13 protein-coding genes are annotated in these 18,866 nt (G+C 71.8%); 9 read left to right on the top strand and 4 right to left on the bottom strand.

Going from position 1 to position 18,866, the window contains the following annotated elements:
- Positions 1-83: 83 nt before the first annotated feature.
- Positions 84-1,274, bottom strand: a complete 1,191-nt coding sequence (locus KF837_31885; protein ID MBX3231970.1) for a hypothetical protein — start codon at positions 1,272-1,274, stop codon at positions 84-86.
- Positions 1,274-2,854, bottom strand: a complete 1,581-nt coding sequence (locus KF837_31890; GenBank protein ID MBX3231971.1) for a DUF2088 domain-containing protein — start codon at positions 2,852-2,854, stop codon at positions 1,274-1,276. The genes KF837_31885 and KF837_31890 overlap by 1 nt, the downstream gene beginning before the upstream one ends.
- 66 nt (positions 2,855-2,920) lie before the next feature.
- Here KF837_31890 and KF837_31895 point away from each other — a divergent pair, with 66 nt between their 5' ends.
- The 9 genes from KF837_31895 to KF837_31935 all read left to right on the top strand — a co-directional run bounded on the left by KF837_31895 (position 2,921) and on the right by KF837_31935 (position 15,697).
- Positions 2,921-3,247, top strand: coding sequence for an MGMT family protein (locus KF837_31895; GenBank protein MBX3231972.1), 327 nt, complete (start codon positions 2,921-2,923; stop codon positions 3,245-3,247).
- Positions 3,248-3,496: 249 nt separating this feature from the next.
- Positions 3,497-7,699, top strand: a complete 4,203-nt coding sequence (locus KF837_31900) for a hypothetical protein (GenBank protein MBX3231973.1) — start codon at positions 3,497-3,499, stop codon at positions 7,697-7,699.
- Between the two features lie 76 nt (positions 7,700-7,775).
- Positions 7,776-8,459, top strand: a complete 684-nt coding sequence (locus KF837_31905) for an MgtC/SapB family protein (protein ID MBX3231974.1) — start codon at positions 7,776-7,778, stop codon at positions 8,457-8,459.
- Between the two features lie 37 nt (positions 8,460-8,496).
- A complete protein-coding gene (locus KF837_31910; GenBank protein ID MBX3231975.1) occupies positions 8,497-10,722 on the top strand; it encodes an SUMF1/EgtB/PvdO family nonheme iron enzyme in 2,226 nt (741 codons plus the stop codon).
- 95 nt (positions 10,723-10,817) lie between these two features.
- Positions 10,818-11,426 carry a sigma-70 family RNA polymerase sigma factor gene (locus tag KF837_31915; GenBank protein MBX3231976.1) on the top strand — a complete coding sequence of 203 codons (609 nt, stop codon included), beginning with the start codon at positions 10,818-10,820 and terminating at the stop codon, positions 11,424-11,426.
- Positions 11,383-12,282, top strand: coding sequence for a hypothetical protein (locus KF837_31920; protein MBX3231977.1), 900 nt, complete (start codon positions 11,383-11,385; stop codon positions 12,280-12,282). Before KF837_31915 ends, KF837_31920 begins: the two co-directional genes overlap by 44 nt.
- Positions 12,279-12,665, top strand: a complete 387-nt coding sequence (locus KF837_31925) for a hypothetical protein (protein MBX3231978.1) — start codon at positions 12,279-12,281, stop codon at positions 12,663-12,665. Before KF837_31920 ends, KF837_31925 begins: the two co-directional genes overlap by 4 nt.
- A complete protein-coding gene (locus KF837_31930) occupies positions 12,656-13,642 on the top strand; it encodes a hypothetical protein (protein ID MBX3231979.1) in 987 nt (328 codons plus the stop codon). Before KF837_31925 ends, KF837_31930 begins: the two co-directional genes overlap by 10 nt.
- A 66-nt stretch (positions 13,643-13,708) precedes the next feature.
- Positions 13,709-15,697, top strand: coding sequence for a hypothetical protein (locus KF837_31935; GenBank protein MBX3231980.1), 1,989 nt, complete (start codon positions 13,709-13,711; stop codon positions 15,695-15,697).
- A 3-nt stretch (positions 15,698-15,700) separates the two neighbouring features.
- On the opposite strand, the gene KF837_31940 is transcribed toward KF837_31935, so the two are convergent.
- On the bottom strand, positions 15,701-16,372 hold the full coding sequence (locus KF837_31940; GenBank protein MBX3231981.1) for an HAD family hydrolase: 672 nt from the start codon (positions 16,370-16,372) through the stop codon (positions 15,701-15,703).
- Between the two features lie 26 nt (positions 16,373-16,398).
- Positions 16,399-18,597 (bottom strand): DNA ligase, encoded by a 2,199-nt coding sequence (locus tag KF837_31945; GenBank protein MBX3231982.1) that lies wholly within the window; start codon positions 18,595-18,597, stop codon positions 16,399-16,401.
- Between the last annotated feature and the right edge of the window lie 269 nt (positions 18,598-18,866).

Genomic DNA, 18,866 nt, shown 5'->3' on the forward strand with positions numbered 1-18,866 from the left:
TTCGGTGTGCGAACGCCCGGCACATCTCCAAGCCGGCCACCCCTTGCGGGAGCGTCACTTGGCGCGTCGTCAGGTGCGCAGCGTCACGCCGCGGCGGCGAGCGGGGTGGTGAGGGCGGCGAGGTGGGTGCGGGCGTACGTGAGGCGGGCGGTGAATACGGCGCCGGCGCGCGAGGTGTCGACGCGGCCGTGGGCCCAGAGCGGCGTCTTGTCGGGGAGCGCGGCGACGCGGCGGGCGAGGGACTCCTCGTAGAGCGAGACCGGCTCGGGCGGCACCTCCGCGAAGCGCCGCTCGAGCGCGGCCACGACCGGCGCGCCGCCTCGCTCGACGCAGAACGCGATGATGTCCCACGCGAGGCGCGCGTGAGCGCTCTCGTCTTCCACGATGCGGACCAGCGCTTCGCGCGCGGCCGGATCGCGGACGGCGTCGAGCGCCGTCGCGGCGAGGGCCGCGTTGTAGTCCTCGAGGAGCGCTCCGTCGACGAGCGCCTCCGTCGCCACCTGCGTCAGCGCGCGCACGCGATCCTTCGGGAGCGCCGCGCCGCCGGCGTGGAGCGCCGGCATCTCCTGCACGCCGAGGTCGCGCCCCGCGTACGCGGACGCGAGGGCGAAGCACCGCTCCGCGTGATCGATCTCCTGGAGACACGACTCGTGCGCGCGCCGCACGAGGTCCGACGGCGCGCCCAGCGCCACGAGCTGCCACGCGACCTGCCCGAACGCGGGCACGCTCGCGTGCTCCTTGCGTGCATCATGCAACCATAGGTCGCGCAGCGCCGCGCGCGTCTCCACGTCGAGCCCGGTCACGTCCGGCCGCGGCCCGCGCGCCCACTCCTTGCTCGCGCGGACCCCCGGCGTCACCGCGCGCCGTCCGATCCGGAGCGGCCGCCCCCACCCGCCGAGCCCGATCCCGCCCGAGGACGTCGTGCAGGCCCAGAAGAAGAAGGAGAGGGGGCCCGTCGCGAGCGTGAGGAGGATCGTCACGGCGAGACCGAGGATGCTCGACGTCTCGTGCGCGCGGCGGTTCTGCAGGAGGACCACGACGGCGACGACGCCGGAGAGGAGGCAGAGCGCGCCGGCGCCGAAGGCGAGCGAGAAGCCGGCGCTCTCGCTCAAGTGATCGTACGTGCACCCCCACTTCACGCAGCCGCCGAACGAGCCGAGCAGCACGAGGAGCATCGTCACGTTCGCCGCGATCGCGATCGCGCGCGACGGTGGCTTCGAGGGGCCCGGCGGCGGGGCCGGTACGCGGTACGGCTGCGGCCCCCCCGGCGCCATCAGACCGTGACCTCCGCCATCGCGAGCGGCGGGATGTGCATCAGCACGATGTCGGGGCTCGGCGGCGCGGTGTCCTTCGCCATCTCGAGCGCCTCCGGCATCGAGCGCGCGGTCTCCCAGCCCATGAGCTTCGGGATGTACTCGTTGTCCGCGCCGACGACGATGACGCGGCCGGTGTGCTGGCGGCCCGCCTCGCCCCAGTACCACATGAAGAAGGGGTGGGCCGGGTGGTACGCGTGGCCGGTGCGGTACGCCTGGATGTACGCCGGGTTCGCCGCGAACTTCGCCTCGTAGCGCTTGTGCAGCTCCATCGCGTCGCGCGTCTCCGGGAGGAGGTTGTGCACGAACTCGATGTACGGAGCGTGATGCTCCTTGTCGAACTGATCGGTGCACGGGTGCGTGACGATCATCGTGCCGCCCTTCTTGAGGAGGGGCTTCCCCTTGTAGAGGTTGAAGAGGTACCCGTTCACCATCACCTGCACGAGGAGCGGGTTGAGGAACGAGTTCACGTTGTAGGGGCTGATGTACGGGACGCCCGTGACGAGGATGTCCGCCTGGCCCTTGATCGGGACGAGGTACTGCTCGTAGGAGCGCGCGAGCGTGTGCGGGTGCACCGCCTCCGTCTCGCCCGCGAAGACGCCGGTGACGCCGTAGGGCGAGGGGACCTTCTGGAAGATGGCCTGGCGCGCGGGCTGCGGCACCTTCGAGAGCGTGACGTTGAGCGCCTTCAGCGCCGCCTTCTCCATCGCGGAGAGGTCGTCCTCGTTCTTGTGGAGGAACTGGAGCGGCGTGTCGAACATGTTGTTGTTGACCGTCGTCTCGATCGTGAAGACGTTGAGCTTCTTGTTCGCGACGCGGCCCATGCGCTCGACGCTGGTGGCGAGCTCCGACGACGACGGGTCCATGTACGAGTGGCAGTTCCGCATCACCTTCGGGTTGTGATGCGCGCGCAGGCTCTTGTAGCCGCAGAAGCCGACCGCGACCGACTTGTGGCCGCCGTCCATCGGCACGAAGTTCAGGTTCACGTAGATGACGAGGTCGGCCTCGACCGCCTTGCGCGAGAGCTCGACGACCTCGCCGAGCTCGGTCTCGCCGATCGTGACCATGTTCTTCAGGTCTTCGGCGTCGTGGTTGTAGAGGCGGTCCGGGTAGTACGCGTCATAGATCTTGTCGCCGACGATGTGCCGGATCTCGGGGCCGGTCATGCGCCGGTGGACCGACGTAGCGATGATCATCTCGACGTCCTCGACCCCGTGGTCGGCGAGCGTCTGCAGCACGATCGTCAGCACGCGCTCGCGGATGTCGGGCCGGCGCATCGGCGGGAGCGGGAGCGAGATGTCGTCGATGCCGATGACCACCTTCATCCCCGGGCGGAGCTTCGCGTGGAGCGGGTCGGTCCCGTGGGGGTGGTTGATCGCGTAACGGATCGCCGCGTCGACGTCCTTCAGCGGAGCGAGCGGCTGCTTCGGATAGATGACCCGCGTGCCCGGCGGGAGGTCCACTTCGACGAGGCGGTCGCCCGAAAAGATGGTGCGCGGCGCGCTCTTGCGGTCGAGGGTGACGACGAGAGGGTGAGACATGGCCGCCGCCTCCGTACCACGAGCCCCGGCCCGCGCGAAGCCGCCCGCGCTAGGCTCGTCCGCGCGATGCCGAAGCGTCCGAAGAAAGCCGCCGACCGTCCGTTCGAGGCGGTCTGGAAGATCGTACGGCGGATCCCGCGCGGACGGGTCGCCACCTACGGCCAGATCAGCCAGCTCATCGATCGCCGCCTCACGCCGGTCGGCGTGGGATGGGCCATCCGCGCCGCGTCGGACGATCTGCCGTGGCAGCGGGTCGTCAACGGCCAGGGCGGCATCTCGACGGAGGGGGAGCACCCCGGCCTCCAGCGCGCGATGCTCGAGGCGGAGGGGATCGTCTTCGACGCGCGCGGCCGCATCGACCTCGGACGGTTCGGATGGAAGCCGCGGCGCTGAGCTCCGTCAGGGAGCGGCGACGAGCTCGGCGCCGGCCAAGCTGGGTGGTGGACTCGAGGATGGCGCGGCGGCTGGGATGTGGGCGTGATGCGTAGCGAAAAGGCAGATCCTCGCGACGCCGCATACCGAAGGCGTAGCGGTGGGCTGGAGAGTCGTGCGCGCCTAAAAAGAGGACGTTCATTTTCTTCGGTCGTAGATCGGGGACGCGGGGAGTACGTCCATGCGAGGTTCGGTCTCGCGGAGAATGCCATGCGCCATTTCGCCGTCGTCCTCGTTTTGTTCCTGTTGACGTTCGCGGCTCCGGCGGGGGCCGCGCCGATCCCCGAGCCGCTCAAGCCGTGGGCGGAGTGGGCGCTCCATGGAAAGGAGGACGCGCTGTGTCCCACGCTGCAAGGCGTCACCGGCGGCGCGCCGCAGTGCGCGTGGCCGGCGCGGCTCGAGCTGGTGCTCGACGAGAAGCGGGGGACGTGGAAGCAGGCGTGGCACGTCGACGCGAAGCGCGCGGTGCCGCTCCCCGGCGACGACAAGCGATGGCCGCTCGACGTCACCGTCGACGGGAAGCGCGCCGTCGTCGTCCCGCAGGGCGGAGTCCCGAGCGTCGAGCTCGAGCCGGGCGACCACGTCGTCGCCGGCGTCTTCGCGTGGGACTCGCTCCCCGAGTCGATCCAGGTGCCGCCCGAGACCGCGCTCCTCTCGCTCGCGCTCCGCGGCAAGGCGATCGACGAGCCGAACCGCGACGCGAAGGGGACGGTGTGGCTCCAGAAGACGCTCACCGCCGAGGAGGGCGAGCGCCTCGACTTCGTCGTGCATCGCAAGATCGTCGACGAGGTCCCGCTCCTCCTCACGACGCGGATCGTCCTCAACGTCGCGGGCCGCAACCGCGAGGTGCTCCTCGGCAAGGTGCTGCCGCCGGGCTTCGTGCCGATGGCGATCGACGCGCAGCTCCCCGCGCGGGTGGAGCCCGACACGCGGCTCCGCGTGCAGGCGCGCCCGGGCACGTGGACGATCGAGGTCGTCGCGCGGAGCGAAGGGCCCGTCGCCACGATCGAGCGCCCGAAGCCGGAGGGGCCGTGGCGCGAAGGCGAGGAGGTCTGGGTCTTCGAGGCGCGGACGAACCTGCGCCTCGTCGACGTGCAGGGCGTCTCCGCGATCGATCCGCAGCAGACCTCGCTCCCCGACGAGTGGAAGAAGCTCCCCGCGTACCCGCTCGCGCTCGGGAGCAAGCTCCAGCTCGTCGAGCGGCGGCGCGGCGACGCGGAGCCGCCGCCCGATCACCTCACCCTCGTCCGCACGATGTGGCTCGACTTCGACGGCAAGGCGCTCACCGTGAGCGACGAGCTCGGCGGGAACCTCCGCCGCGCGAGCCGCCTCGAGATGCTCGCGCCGACGACGCTCGGGCGCGTCGCGATCGACGGCAAGGACCAGTTCATCACCCACCTCGAGACCGACGCGGCGCGGACCGGCGTCGAGGTCCGGCAGGGCGTGCTCCGCGTGAGCGCGGACTCGCGGGTCGTGGCCGATCCTGGCGATTTGCCCGCTGTTGGCTGGAACCACGATTTCCACTCCGTGCGCGCGACGCTGAACCTGCCGCCCGGCTTCCGCCTCGTGCACGCCGCGGGGGTGGACGACGTCCCCGGCACCTGGGTGAAGCACTGGACGCTCCTCGAGCTGTTCCTCGCCCTCGTCCTCGCGATCGGCGCGTGGCGGCTCTGGGGCGTGAAGTGGGGCGCGCTCGCGCTCGTGACGTTCGCGCTCACGTTCCCGGAGAGCGGCGCGCCGAAGTACGTCCTCGTCGCCGTCTTCGTGGTGGAGGCGCTCGTCCGCGCGATCGATCGCGCGAAGAGCAAGGCGGAGATCCCGAGCCGCGGTATCGTCGTCGCGCGGAAGCTCGCCGGCCTCGGACGCGGCGCGGTCGCGGTGGCGCTCGTCCTCGTGACGGTGCCCTTCCTCATCCAGCACGTGCGCGGCGGGCTCTTCCCCGCGCTCGCGGCGGAGATGCGCGAGGGCGGCGGCCTCGCGCGGAGCAACGCGCCGGCCGATATGGCCGAAGAGGGGGAGGCCGACGTCGCGCAGGACCAGATGGCGGAGAAGAGGCCGGCCGAGCCGCCGAAGGCCGAGCCCGCCGCGTCGGCGACCGCTCCGACGCGCGCGATCGGCGGCAAGTACGCGCCGAGCTCGAGCGTGGACTACCAGCAGTTCAACGCCAACGTGTACGACCCGAGCTCGATGGTGCAGACCGGTCCCGGTCGCCCGCGCTGGAGCTTCGTGCAGGTCCCGCTCCAGTGGAGCGGCCCGGTCGATCGCTCGCAGCGGCTGCACCTCTATCTCCTCACGCCGCCGATGAACGCCGCGCTCGCGGTCCTCCGCGTGCTCCTCGTCGCCGCGCTGATCTTCCGCGTCGTTCCGATCCGACCGCGTCGCGACAAGGACGCGAGCGGCAAGAGCTCCCTCGGCTTCGCCGTCACGGCGGTCCTCGCCCTCTTCGTGCTCTTCCCGCGCACCGCGAGCGCGCAGAGCATCCCGGACAAGGAGGTCCTCGACGAGCTCGCGAAGCGGATCCTCGAGACGCCGGCGTGCGCGCCGACGTGCGCGTCGAGCTCGCGCATGCTGATCGAGGCGTCGGCGAAGCAGCTCCGCGTGCGGGTGGAGATCGAGGCGGCGGCGCCGGCCGCGATCCCGATCCCGACCAGCGCGCAGTGGTCGCCGGAGGACGTGCTCCTCGATGGCAAGCCGGCGCGCGCGCTGAAGCGCACCGAGGACGGGCGGGTGTGGATCGCGGTCGAGAAGGGCTGGCATCAGGCCACGCTCGTGGGGCCGCTCCCCGATCGCGAGCTCGTCCAGCTGTCGCTCCCGCTGAAGCCTCATCACGTCGAGGCGCAGGCGGAGGGCTGGCGCGTCGAGGGGATCCACGAAGACGGCCTCGCCGACGACAACTTGCAGCTTACACGTGTTCGGCAGGCCGGCGGCGCGGCGACGCTGGAGCCGGGCGTGCTCCCGCCGTTCGTGCGCATCGAGCGGACGCTCCTCGTCGGCCTCGACTGGCAGGTCTCGACCAAGGTCGTGCGCCTCTCGCCGGTGGGGACCGCGATCGTCCTCGAGGTCCCGCTCCTCAAGGGCGAGTCGGTCACGACCGCGGACGTGCGCGTCGCCGGCGGCAAGGCGCAGCTCAACATGCCGCCGGCGGCGACGGAGCTCTCGTGGAAGTCGGTCCTCACCCAGGCGTCGCCGGTGGTCCTCACCGCGCCGAAGGCCGCGGCGTGGACGGAGCTGTGGCGCCTCGACATGAGCCCGATCTGGCACGCCGACTTCGAAGGTGTGCCGGTGGTGCACGCGGAGCAGAAGGCGGCGGGGCAGGCACTGCCCGAGTGGCGGCCGTGGCCGGGCGAGGTCGTCACGGTGAAGGTGAGCCGTCCGAACGGCGTCACCGGCAACACGCTCACGATCGACGAGAGCACGTACGCGCTCGAGCCGGGCCTCCGCGCCACCGACGCGACGCTCACGATGAAGCTCCGCTCGAGCCGCGGCGCGCAGCACGTGCTCACGCTGCCGGAGAGCTCGCTCCTCGAGTCGGTGTCGATCAACGGGGCGACGCAGCCGATCCAGCAGGAGGGGCGGAAGGTCACGCTCCCGATCGCGCCGGGCTCGCAGTCCGTCGTCCTCAAGTGGCGCATGAACGTGGCGATGGGCTTCGTGTACCGCGCGCCGGAGCTCGACCTCGGCGCGCCGAGCGTGAACGCGACGACGACGATCGCGATGCCGGAGGGGCGCTGGCTCCTCGCGCTCCGCGGGCCGCGCCTCGGGCCGGTCGTCCTCTATTGGAGCCTCCTCGCGATCGTGCTCGCCGTCGCCGGCGCGGTGGGGTGGATGCGCAAGACGCCGATCAAGTCGTGGCAGTGGATGCTCTTCGCGATCGGCCTCTCGCAGCTCAGCGTCGTGGCGGCGGCGATCGTCGTCGCGTGGCTGCACGCGGTCGCGTGGCGCGAGCGCACGCCCGAGGTCTCGGCGCACGGGTTCAACGTTCGCCAGCTCGCGATCGCGGGCGGCGCGTTCGTGGTCGTCGTCATCTTGCTCGTCGCGGTGCATCAGGGCCTCCTCGGCCGCCCCGACATGCAGGTGAGCGGCAACGGCTCGTACGGCTCGAGCCTTCGGTGGTTCACCGATCGCTCCGGCGCGGAGCTCGACGCCCCGGTCGTCGTCAGCGCGCCGATGATGCTCTACCGCCTGGCGATGCTCGCGTGGGCGCTGTGGCTCGCGCTCACGGTGGTGCGCTGGATGCGCTGGGCCTTCGCCGCCTTCGGTACGGGCGGCTTCTGGAAGAAGCCTCCGCCTCCCCCTCCGGTCCCGCTCTCCCCGCATCGCGTCCCGGCGCACCCGGCGCAGCAGGGCTACGGTCCGCCGCCAGGCTTCACCCCACCCGCCCCGCCCCCGCCGCCGCAGGACCCGACGCCGTAACGTTCGTGACCGTGAGCGCCCCCTTCGTCGGAAATGGGTGGAGGGTCGGGCGTGGAGATCCATCGTGATCGTTTCCATGATTGGCCATGTCGACATGCTCGTTCGCATCGGGACCGGTGCTGCGCTCGGCGCGGTCATCGGCTACGAGCGCGACCGTCACGGTCGTCCCGTCGGTCTGCGCACGCACCTCATCGTCGCGATGGCGGCGGCGACCTTCATGGTCGTATCCGCACAATTCGCTTATTTGCAGGGCTACACGCACGACGGCCCGGTCGACGTCGACGGCTCGCGCATCGCCGCGTCCGTCGTCTCCGGGATCGGGTTCCTCGCCGGTGGCGCGATCCTGCGGACCGGCTTCACGGTGCAGGGGCTCACGACCGCGGCGGGCCTCTGGCTCGTGACCGCGATCGGCATGTGCGCGGGCGGCGGCATGTTCGTCGAGGCGATCGCGGTGACGGGCATGGGCGTCGTCGCGCTCACGGTGCTGCGCCGCTTCGAGGACAAGGACGACCACGTGCTGAAGCGCCAGCTCGAGCTCGTCCTCGGCGATCCGGACGCGCTCGACGAGGTCGTCGGCAACCTCGGCGCGCTCGGCGTCACGATCTCGGACGTCGCCTACGAGCGGCGGCTCGACGAGGACAAACGGCGCGTCGGCGCGACGCTCGACCTCGCCTTCAAGGACACCCTCGCCCTGCCGAAGCTGCTCCACGCGGTGGAGGCGGTGGCCGGCGTGCGCCGTCTGCATCTGAAGACACGCTGACACGCTCGCCCGCTGGTACGCTCGCCCGAACGGGGCGATGCGCACGATCGGAGGTCGATACGAGCTGTGCGGTGCGATCGCCTCCGGCGGGATGGCGACGGTGCACCTCGCGCGGCAGGTCGGCGCGGCGGGGTTCGCGCGCATGGTGGCGGTGAAGCAGCTGCACGAGCGGTTCGCGCACGCGCCCGAGTTCGTGACGATGTTCCTCGACGAGGCGCGGCTCGTCGCGCGCATCCGGCACGTGAACGTCGTGCAGACGCTCGACGTCGTGCACGAGCGCGAGAGCTCGGAGCTCTTCATCGTCATGGAGTACGTCCACGGCGTCGCGCTGAACCAGGTGCTCCAGTCCGCGCGGCAGCGGTTCGTGCCGATCGCGCCCGCCGTCGCCGCGGCGGTGATGATCGGCGCATTGCATGGCCTCCACGACGCGCACGAGGCGCGGAGCGAGACGGGGGAGCCGCTCGGGATCGTCCATCGCGACGTGTCTCCGCACAACATCCTCGTCGGGCTCGACGGCGCGCCGCGCGTGCTCGACTTCGGCGTCGCGAAGGCGGAGGAGCGCATCTCCAGCACGAACGAGGGCGAGCTCAAAGGGAAGCTCTCGTACATGTCGCCGGAGCAGATCGAGAGCCGCGCCGTCGATCGCCGGACCGACGTCTACGCGGCGGCGGTCGTCTTCTGGGAGATGCTGAGCGGCAAGAAGCTCTTCCTCGCCGGGAACGAGGGCGCGGTGGTGCGGCAGATCCTCGAGTCGGTGGTGGAGCCGCCGAGCAAGGGTCAGCCCGCCGTCTCGACCGCGCTCGATCGCGTCGTGATGCGCGGCCTCGAGCGCGACGTCGGCGAGCGGTGGGCGACCGCGCGCGCGTTCGCGGAGGCGATCGGCGCGACCGTCACGCCGGCGAGCCCGGCCGAGGTCGGAGCATGGCTGCGCGATCTGTGCGGGGCCACGATCGCGGAGCGGGACGAGGCGATCGCGATGATCGAGGCGAAGAGCTCCGGCCAGAACCTCGCCGACCTCCAGGCGAGCCTGCGCGCGATGGGCCTCGTCGGCGGGGCGGACGCGAAGGACGCGAGCATGTCCGAGGAGACGGAGCGACGGCCGCCCGCGCCGGCGTCCACTCCGAGCAGCGCGCGCGTGTCGGCGCGCGGCACGCTCATGCTGACGGACGGCGCCGCGCCGGCGGCCACGCCGATGCCGATGTCCGTCGCCCGCACGCTCCCGATCGTCACGTCGCGCAGCCCCGCCCCCGCGCCCTCGGCGGCGCCGGCGGGGGAGGGGACGAGCACGCGGACGTCGATCGCGGCGCCGGTGCGGAGATCGTCGGGGGCCCGCGCAAGCGTCGCGGTCGGCGCCGTGATCTTGCTCGGGCTCGGCGGCGTTGGGGCGTGGGTCGGCGCGCGGCGGGGAGCGAGCCCGCCGCCGCCGGTCGTCGCGAGCGCGAGCGCGAGCGTGTCCGCGCCGGCTTCCTGCCCGGAAGGGATGGTCCTCGTCGAGGGCGGGAGGTTCTTCATGGGCACCGACGACGGGCCCGACGACGAGCGACCGGCGCATCACGTCAAGGTGCATGCGTTCTGCATCGATCGACTCGAGGTCACCGCGAACGCGTACCGCGCGTGCAGCGATCGCGGCGACTGCAAGCGGGCGCCCGACACGAATCGCTTCGAGGGGATGAGCGAGACGGAGCACAAGGTCTACGATCCGCTCTGCACCGGCGTCGCTCCCGCGCTCGGCGCGCATCCGATCAACTGCGTGGACTGGACGATGGCGGATCGCTTCTGCCGCGTGAACGACAAGCGCTTGCCGACCGAGGCGGAGTGGGAGTTCGCCGCGCGCGGCTCGGACGGGCGCAGGTATCCATGGGGTGACGTCGCTCCCGGGCCCAAGCACCTCAACGCGTGCGGCCGCGAGTGCGACGGGTGGTTCAAGAAGAACAAGCAGCCGAGCCAGGGCGCGCTTCACGCGGGGAACGACGGGTGGCCGACGACCGCGCCGGTCGGCTCGTTCCCCGCCGGCGCGTCGCGCTGGGGCGCGGAGGACATGGCGGGCAACGTCTGGGAGTGGGTGGCCGACTGGCACGGCGCGTATGCGCGCGACGACGCGACCGATCCGGCGGGGCCGACCGAAGGAACGACGCGCGTGATCCGCGGCGGCGCGTGGAACGGCTCGTCGGAGGCGTGGGTCCGCTCGACGTTTCGATTCCACGCCGACCCCGGCGAGCGCAACCACGGGACGGGTTTTCGCTGCGCGAAGTCGCTTCCGTGACGGATTTCGCGGCGGCCGGTCACTCATGACTCGTGCTCTTCGTGCTCGGTGGCCGGCTTGACGCTCGGGGCTCGCTGCGGGGATGTTACCGCCCAGTGACGACGCGGCGTCTCGAGGAGCTTCCGGCGGTGATGCCTGGGACCGCGGACGCGGCGCCTGCGCACGCGCTCGAGTTCGATCAGGTGTACGAGACGCATGCGGATTTCGTGTGGCGCTCCGCGCGGCGGCTCGGCGTCGTCGAAGACGCGGTGGAGGACGTCGTGCAGGAGGTGTTCCTCACGGTGCATCGGCGGCTCGCGCAGTTCGCGGGTCGGAGCCAGCTCCGCACGTGGATCTTCGGCATCCTGCTCCATGTGGTTCGGGCGCACCGGCGTACGCATCGTCGCAAGGGGCGCTTCTTCCACGGCGAGGAGGTCGGACCCGAGACGCTCTCGCTCCCCGCGCAGGAGGGACCCGAGGCGCTCACGGAGCGGGCGCAAGCGGCGCGTATGCTCCAGCGTCTCCTCGACGGCCTCGAGCAGGAGAAGCGCGAGGTCTTCGTCCTCGTCGAGCTCGAGGGCTTCTCCGTCGCCGAGGCCGCGGAGATCCTCGGCACGAACGTCAACACGACGCACGGCCGACTGCGCGCGGCGCGCAAGGAGTTCGAGCGCCTCGCGGCACGTGTTCGCGGCGCGCAGGGAGAGACGGAGGGAGCCGATGAGTGATCTCTCACGCTGGTCGCGCGACCTCATCGACTCGGCCCGCGGCGAGGGGGGGCCTTCCGCGGAGGCCAAGTCCCGCGTGCGGGACGCCGTGCTCCGCGCCGCGGCGGGCCCGCCACCGGACACGAGCCCCGCCAACACGGCGGCCGCAAAGGGCCTCGCGGTCAAGGCGATCCTCCCCGCCGCGCTCGCGCTCGCGATCGGCGGCGGCTGGCTCGCCACCCACAGCGAGGACGCTCCTCCGAACACAAGCGCGGTCGCGAGCTCCGCGTCGTCGTCGCGCGCCGCCACCGCGCCGCCGCCCAGCTCGGCCGAGGCCCCCTCTCACGAGCACGCCGAAGGCACGAACGGCGGCGCGATGGCGGCATCGAGCGGCGCAAGCGGCGGCGCGGCGGCGGCATCGAGCGGCGGCGCGGCGGCCTCGAGCGGCGCAATGGCGACATCGACCGGCGCAAGCGGCGGCGCGGCGACGGCAGCGAGCGGCGCAAGCGGCGGTGCGGCGGCATCGAGTGGAGGGAGCGGCGGCGTAGCGGCGGCATCGAGTGGTGCGAGCGGCGTGGGAGCATCGAGCGGTGCGAGTGCGAGTGGGTCTGGGCTCGAGGAGGAGGTGCGGCTGATTCGTGAGGCGCAGGCGGCGCTTCAGCGTGGGGATGCGGCGGGCGCGCGGCGTTCGCTCGATGAGCATGCGCGGCGCTTTCCGTCCGGCATGCTGGCGCTCGAGCGACGTGGCTTGCGTGCGATCGCGCTCTGTCAGGAAGGCGCGCCCGACGCGGAGCGCGAGGCTCGTGCCTTCGTCGCGAGCAACGGCGGCGCGCCGATCGCCGCGCGAGTGCGCGCCACGTGCGGGCTCGATCCATGAGCGCGCTCCGCGTGGTCGTCGGCGTGCTCGTCGTCGTGTGTGCGGCGTGCACGGGCGGTGGGCCGTATTCGTTGGGGGAGGACCGCGCGGCGCGGAGCGATGCGTCGGCGGAGCCTCCGCGCGATGCGGCGGCCGACACGGCGATCTCGCCTGCGTCGATCCGGTGCGGCGAGCGCGGCGAGCCTTGCGCGGCGGACGAGTTTTGCGACTTTGCCGACACCGCGTGCGGGACCACGCCTGTCGTCGGGCGCTGCCTGCCGCGCCCGGCGGCGGCGGTGTGCCCGGCGGAGTGCAACCCGGTGTGTGGCTGCGACGGCGTCACCTACTGCAACGAGTGCTTCGCGCACGTCGCCGGCTTCGACCGCAAGCTCCCGTGTCCCTGAGCGTCCGAGCTCGTATCGCCTTCGCGGCGCCGCTGCTGTTCGCCGCCGGCGTGGCCGCGGCCGACGCCACTCCGCCGCCCGTCAGGCTGCGCTGGGAGGCGCCGCCCGGGTGCCCGACCGAGGACGACGTGCTCGTGCAGATTGCACGTATGTTGGCGGGACGGTCTCGCCCGACCGATCGCGTGGTCACCGCGCGCGTGAAGCAAGACGGCGAGCGCTGGCGCGTCGTGCTCGAGACCGTCGCCGACGGGACGCGTTCTTCGCGCGAGCTCGAAGCGTCGTCGTGCGCCGCCCTCGCCGAGGCGAGCGCGCTCATCGTCGCGGTGAGCATCGACCCCGACGTCGCGCTCGCGCCCGCACCCACCACCACGGCGCCGGTCACGAACACAGACGCGGCGCCGCCCACGCCCACGCCCACGGCGCCCCCGCCCGTGCCGCTCGCGCCCCCGCCACTCGAGCCCCCGCCCCCCACGCCCACGCCCACGCCCATTCGTTGGGCCCTCCACGCCGGCGCCGGCGCCGCCTTCGGGATCCTCCCCGCGCCCGCGGTCGCCGCGCACGTCGGTGCCTCCGCCGCGCGCGGCCCCGTCGGCGCGCGCGTCGATGGTCACTGGCTCTTCCCCGCCGACGCGGGCGACGACGCCACGTTCGGCGCGCTCCGGGTCCGCGCCCTCGGGTGCTTCGCGCTCCTCGCGATCGGTCGCGCGCACCTCGCGCCGTGCGGCGGACTCGAGGCCGACGTCGTCTGGGGCCGCGGCCGCGGCGTGACCGATCCGCGCTCCGCGACGGCGGCGCTCTTCGCGCCCGTCGTCGCGCTCGACGGTTCGTACGACCTCACGTCGTGGCTCGCGCTCGGTGTCGGCGGCGACGCCGCGTTGCCGCTGCAGCGGCCGTCGTTCGAGCTCGCCGGCCGGCCCGTGTTCCGCGTCGCGCCCGTGCTCGGCGGCGCTCGCGCGGAGGCGCGTGTGAGATGGTGAGCGACTGAATCGAAGAAATGTGATCGCGACCGCACGAGAACGCGCGCGTCCGGTCACAGATGGGAGATGCTCGCTTCACGCGAATGCGCACGCGGCGCGCTCGTCGTCGTCCTCCTCGCCGCCGTCGCCGCGTACGCCGGCTGCGGGAGCGACGGCGACGCCGGCCCCTCCTCGAACGCGACGCCGGACCCCGACGGCGGCAGCAGCGGCGTGAACGCCCCGCTCGACGGCGGATCGGTGGGCCTCGTCGACGCCGGCGGCTCGCCCGACGCGCGCGCCGACTACCCCGCGTCGATCCTCTGCCCCGAGGCGGCGGCCGATCCGCGCTGCGGACCCGGTTTCGCCGCCGAGCGCGCGATGCCGGAGCCCGAGCTCGCCGCCGCGATCGGCGCCGGCCTCGCGGCGTGGACCGATCCCGCGAGCAAGGACGGCGCGTGCATCACGTGCCACAGCCCCGACGGGATCGACCTCGCGAAGATCGGGTACTCCGATTGCGACATCCGCCGGCGCGCGCTCCGCCACGTCTCCGAAGGTCAGGCCGACGCGATCGTGAAGCTCGTGCACGCGCTGCGACAGAAGTACGAGGTCCGCCGCCCGCTCCATCCGGACAAGTTCCGCCCGTTCCAGCCCGCGTACGAGCCCTTCGGCCAGCCGGCCGACGACGTCGAGGTCGTGAAGACCAGCTCGCAAGACGCGCGCGACGAGCAGTTCGCGCGCTACCTCACCGAGGACCTGAAGCTCACGTGGGCGACGACGAAGATCGACTCGCTCGCCCTCGCGAAGAAGGCGTACGCCGAGCTCGTCGGCCTCGATCTCCATGCGATCAAGCTCGGCGTCCCGTTCGATCGCTTCTCCGAGGACCCGAGCGCGTCCGAAGGCGTGTGCGGCCGGACCCCTGCCGCCGCGCACGCCGGTCGCTCGATCTTCGAGTGGGTCCCCGACATCGCGACGTCGCCGAAGCCCGGCTCCGAGGCCGCGTGGAGCGCCGCCGTCGCCGCGTACCGCGAGGCGCCGACGACGGAGAACCTCTGGAAGTACTACGACGCGATCGACACGCTCACGGAGTGCTCGCACTTGCCCGCCGGCGACTTCACGCGCGCGTGCGACTGGATGCGCTTCAAGTACAAGTCGGTCCAGGTCCTCTCGCACATGTTGCGGCACGACCTCCGCCTCCACCCCGATCAGCTCGCCGACGAACGCGCGAACGGCGCGAGCCCGCGCGAGCACGAGCACCTCGCGACCGTCATCGCGCGGAGCCCGCTCTGGGAGGCCGGCGACATGATCCGCATCGCCCCGCTCGAGCGCCGCGACAACCCCGCGTGCTTCTCGTCACCCGCTCACCCCTGCACCGTGCTCCCGCCACGCGTCGATCAGTCGATCCACTCCGTGCCGTCGCACAAGGAGGCGCTCATCAACCAGGGCGACCTCTTCCAGCTCAGCTGGTTCGTCATGAGCTTCCTCAACGATCCGACGCTGACGAAACACGCCGACAACTTCGCGACCTTCATCGGCGACTACCTCGAGTCGGTGATGCTCCCGCGCTACGACGTGCATCATGCATTCATCGTCGCGGTGATGGCGGCGCGGAAGTCGGCCGCCTCCGAGTGGCTCGACGCGTCCGGCTTCCGGCAAGGCACCGGCAAGATCGCGAGCGTCCGCACGTTCAGCTTCAAGCAGCTCCGCGACAACTTCAGCCCGCCCGCCTCGGGCCCGCGCCGCGCGATCCACGAGCGGATGTTCGCCAACTTCGCGCGGATGTGGATCTACCTCGTCGAGGACGACCTCAGGACGAGCGGCACGGTGTACGGGCGCGACGGCGCGTTCGGCGGCGCGCCGACGAACGAGGGCGGCCTCCTCTCCGCGGTCCGCTTCATGCGCCGCTGGGTGAAGGACCTCGAGGGCGCCGACGACCCCGCGATCGACGCCGCCGTCGTTTCGATCGAGTCGCTCGCGAAATCGGCGCGCGAGCTCCGGACGAAGGACAACTACGATCGAGAGAACGGCCTCCAGCCCACCTCGCGCTGGGCCGACTTCCAGACGCCGTACGCGCCGTGACCCTCAGCTCGCGGCGCGCTCGAGGCTGAGGACGGGCCAGCCGTAGGTGCGGGCGAGGCGTTCGAGCTTGCCGTCCGGGTTCACCGCCGCGGGGTGGCCGACGACGCTGAGCATCGGCACGTCGGAGTAGCTGTCCGAGTACGCGAAGCACTCGTTGAGGTCGTGGCCGCGCTCCTTCGCGTGCTCGCGGACGAGGCGCGCCTTCTCCGGGCCCGCGACGACGGGACGGAGCAGGCGCCCCGTCGCGTAGCCGTCCTTGATCTCGAGCCGGTTCGCGATCACGTGCGTCGCGCCGAGGTGATCGGCGAGGCGATGCATGAGGAAGTCGAGCGCGCCCGAGACGAGCACGACGTCGTGCCCCTCGTCGCGGCAGCGCGAGACGAGGCTGCGCGCGTGGGGGAAGATCGCCTTCTTGAGGACGCTCTCGAACGCGTCGTCGGCGAGGAGGCGGAGGCGATCGCTCGAGATCCCCTCGAAGCTCGTGAAGAGCGCCTCGTTGAAGAGGCGGCGGTCCGAGAGCTCCGCGAGCACCATCTGCGGCGCGCGGATCGCGGCGCGCGCGAGCTTCTGCAGGCTCCGCATCGGGGAGCGCTGGTGAAGCATGTAATAGAGGGTCGGGTGGATGAGGCTCGTGCGGACGAGCGTCCCGTCGACGTCGAAATAGGAGGCTGCCACGGCGCCGCCTCCTTCGCGCCGCGGCGCTACGGCGTCAAGCGCGCCACGACGAGGCTGCTCAGGGCCGCGACCGCGGCGGGCACGTCCGGGCGCGCCTCGAGCAGGCCGGCGAGGCGATCGCCGTGCTTCGCGAGGCGCTTCGGCATCGTCGCGATCGTGAAGGCGCGCGGATCGAGCTTCGCGTTCACCTCGCTCCACGCGAGCGGCGCCGACACGGTCGCGCCCGGCACCGCGCGGACCGAGTAGGGTGCGACGATCGCGCGCGACGTCCCGGTCTGCACGGTGTCGACGTAGACTTTGTCGCCGCGCTTGCCGACGACGCGCTCCATCGTCGCGATGTCGGGGTGCCGCTCGACGAGGAGTCGCCCGAGGAGCTCCGCCAATGCGCGCGCGGTGTCGAAGCTCTGCCCCGGGCCGAGCGGGATGAGCACGTGAAGCCCGGACTGCCCCGAGGTCTTCGGGAAGCCGGGGAGGCCGATCTGGTCGAGGATCCGGTGGAGCGTGCGCGCGAGCGTGATCGCGTCCGTGAGGGTGGACTGCTTCACGTCGAAGTCGATCGTCGCGAAGTCGGCCTCCTCGCGGCTCGAGGCGCGGGCGGCGAGGACGTGGAGCGGGATGCAGCCGAGGTTCGCGACGTAGAGGAGCGTCGCCGCGTCGTCGACGAGGAAGACGCGCTTGAGATGCTCGTGCCGGTCGAGCACCAGCGTGCGGATCCACGGCGGCATGCCGGCGGGCACGTTCCACTGGAAGAAGCTCTTGCCCTCGATGCCGTCGGGGTAACGCGTCAGGATGACGGGGCGGCTCTTCAAGAAGGGGACGAGCACGTCCGCGACGGCGGCGTAGTAGTCGACGAGGTCGCCCTTCGTGTACGTCGGATCGCCGGGCCAGTAGACCTTCTCCCGGTTCGTGACGTTGACCTCGCGCGTGCTCTCGTGCCGGATCGGCGTGAGCGAAGGCGGCGCGACGCCGGTCTCGAGGCGCTGCCACCCGCCGTCGTCGTAGGGGGCGCCCTTCGGCTTCGCGATCGCCGACGCGATGCCGAGGCTCGCCATCGCCTCGAGCAACGTCGCCTCGTCGCCCTCGAGCGGCGAGGCGGCGCGGAGGAAGCCGATCGACGGGAGGAGGAGGAGCGCGAGCGCGCGGCGGTCCTCGATCGGGAGCGGACGCGTGTCGAGGTCGCCCGCGGCGAGGACGTCGGTGACGACGAGGATGACCGGCGTCTCCGTCGTCGCGCGGAGAGCGCCCTCGCTCGCGAAGGAGCGCGCCCGACGCGCGAGGAGGGCGCGGCTCGGATGGCCCGACGGATCGAACGCGATGAGCTCACCTTCGAGCACGACGGAGGACAGCGGCAACGCGCGGAGCGCGCGCACGGTCTCGGGGTAATACGCCTCGACGTCCTCGCCCGCGGCGCCGGCCCAGCGCCGGAGCGTCACGACGTCGCCGTCCCGCGCCGCGAGCACGCGGATCCCGCCGAGCTCGGCGTCGAAGAGCGAGGGCGGCAGCGGCGCCTTGCTCCCCGGCTTCTTCGCGCCCGCGATCGCCGCGAGCGCGGGGCGGCGCGAGGTGACGAACGACGTCGTGAGCTTCGTCGCGCCGAGCGCCTTCGCGCGCGCGAGGAAGCGGTCGCCGATCGCGTCGCGCTCGAGGAGCTCCTCCACCGTGAGGCCGGAGAGGACCGAGCGCGGGAGCTCCGCGAGGAGGTCGCGCCCCGGGTTCGCGGATTCATCGTCTTTCTTGAACAAGAGCCATTCGTTGCCCTTGGCGCTTTTCGCGAGCTTCACGAACGCCCATCGCCCGCGGAGCTTCATGCCGTGGAGCTCGACGTGGAGCTTGCCGGTCGCCATCTCTTCTTCCGGCGGGCCTTCGAGGTACGTCACCGCGCCGCGGTCCCACGCGATCATCGCGCCGCCGCCGTATTCGCCCTTCGGGATGACGTCCTCGAACTCGAGGTACTCGATCGGGTGCACCTCGGTGTTCACCGCGAGGTGCTTCTTCGACGGATCGAGGGACGGCCCGTGCGGGACCGCGAAGCTCAAGAGCTCGCCGCCGATCTCGAGACGCACGTCGTAGTGACGGCGCGTCGCGTCGTGGAGGTGGACGACGTAGGCGCCGTGAGCGCGCTTTTCAGGGAAGGTCTCCGCGGTGTCGTAGCCGAACGGTTCGTTCGTGACCTCCGGCGAGCGCATCGCGCGGTAGCGCTGGAGCTTCTTCGCGTCGCGGGGCATGGTCCTCAGTGATGACTCGAGTTGCGTCCCGGCGGCTACACGTTTGCGTGTAGGGGGCGACGCTTACGCACAGGACGGTGCGAACGCACTTACTCATGCGATCAGCGAGATCGTGCAACTCCGCGCAGTTGGAACGTCGGCTGGAAATTCGCCCGCGCCTTTGGTGAGGGCATAGGGTTTGCTGCGATGTACCACGTTATGAGCTCTCCACTTTCCGGTCGGCCGCAAGCTGCAACGCGTCATCTCCCCGTCGCCCATGGACGGGATCG

It is taken from the genome of Labilithrix sp. (genome assembly GCA_019637155.1).
In the GTDB taxonomy this organism is placed as follows: Bacteria; Myxococcota_A; Polyangia; order Polyangiales; family Polyangiaceae; genus Labilithrix.

Bases quoted from the DNA above. Each gene is read 5' to 3' on its own strand.
- KF837_31925 (MBX3231978.1), top strand. From the start codon at position 12,279: ATGAGCGCGCTCCGCGTGGTCGTCGGCGTGCTCGTCGTCGTGTGTGCG.
- KF837_31885 (MBX3231970.1), bottom strand. From the start codon at position 1,274: ATGGCGCCGGGGGGGCCGCAGCCGTACCGCGTACCGGCCCCGCCGCCG.
- KF837_31935 (MBX3231980.1), top strand. From the start codon at position 13,709: ATGCTCGCTTCACGCGAATGCGCACGCGGCGCGCTCGTCGTCGTCCTC.
- KF837_31945 (MBX3231982.1), bottom strand. From the start codon at position 18,597: ATGCCCCGCGACGCGAAGAAGCTCCAGCGCTACCGCGCGATGCGCTCG.
- KF837_31910 (MBX3231975.1), top strand. From the start codon at position 8,497: ATGCGCACGATCGGAGGTCGATACGAGCTGTGCGGTGCGATCGCCTCC.
- KF837_31895 (MBX3231972.1), top strand. From the start codon at position 2,921: ATGCCGAAGCGTCCGAAGAAAGCCGCCGACCGTCCGTTCGAGGCGGTC.
- KF837_31905 (MBX3231974.1), top strand. From the start codon at position 7,776: ATGATTGGCCATGTCGACATGCTCGTTCGCATCGGGACCGGTGCTGCG.
- KF837_31900 (MBX3231973.1), top strand. From the start codon at position 3,497: ATGCGCCATTTCGCCGTCGTCCTCGTTTTGTTCCTGTTGACGTTCGCG.
- KF837_31890 (MBX3231971.1), bottom strand. From the start codon at position 2,854: ATGTCTCACCCTCTCGTCGTCACCCTCGACCGCAAGAGCGCGCCGCGC.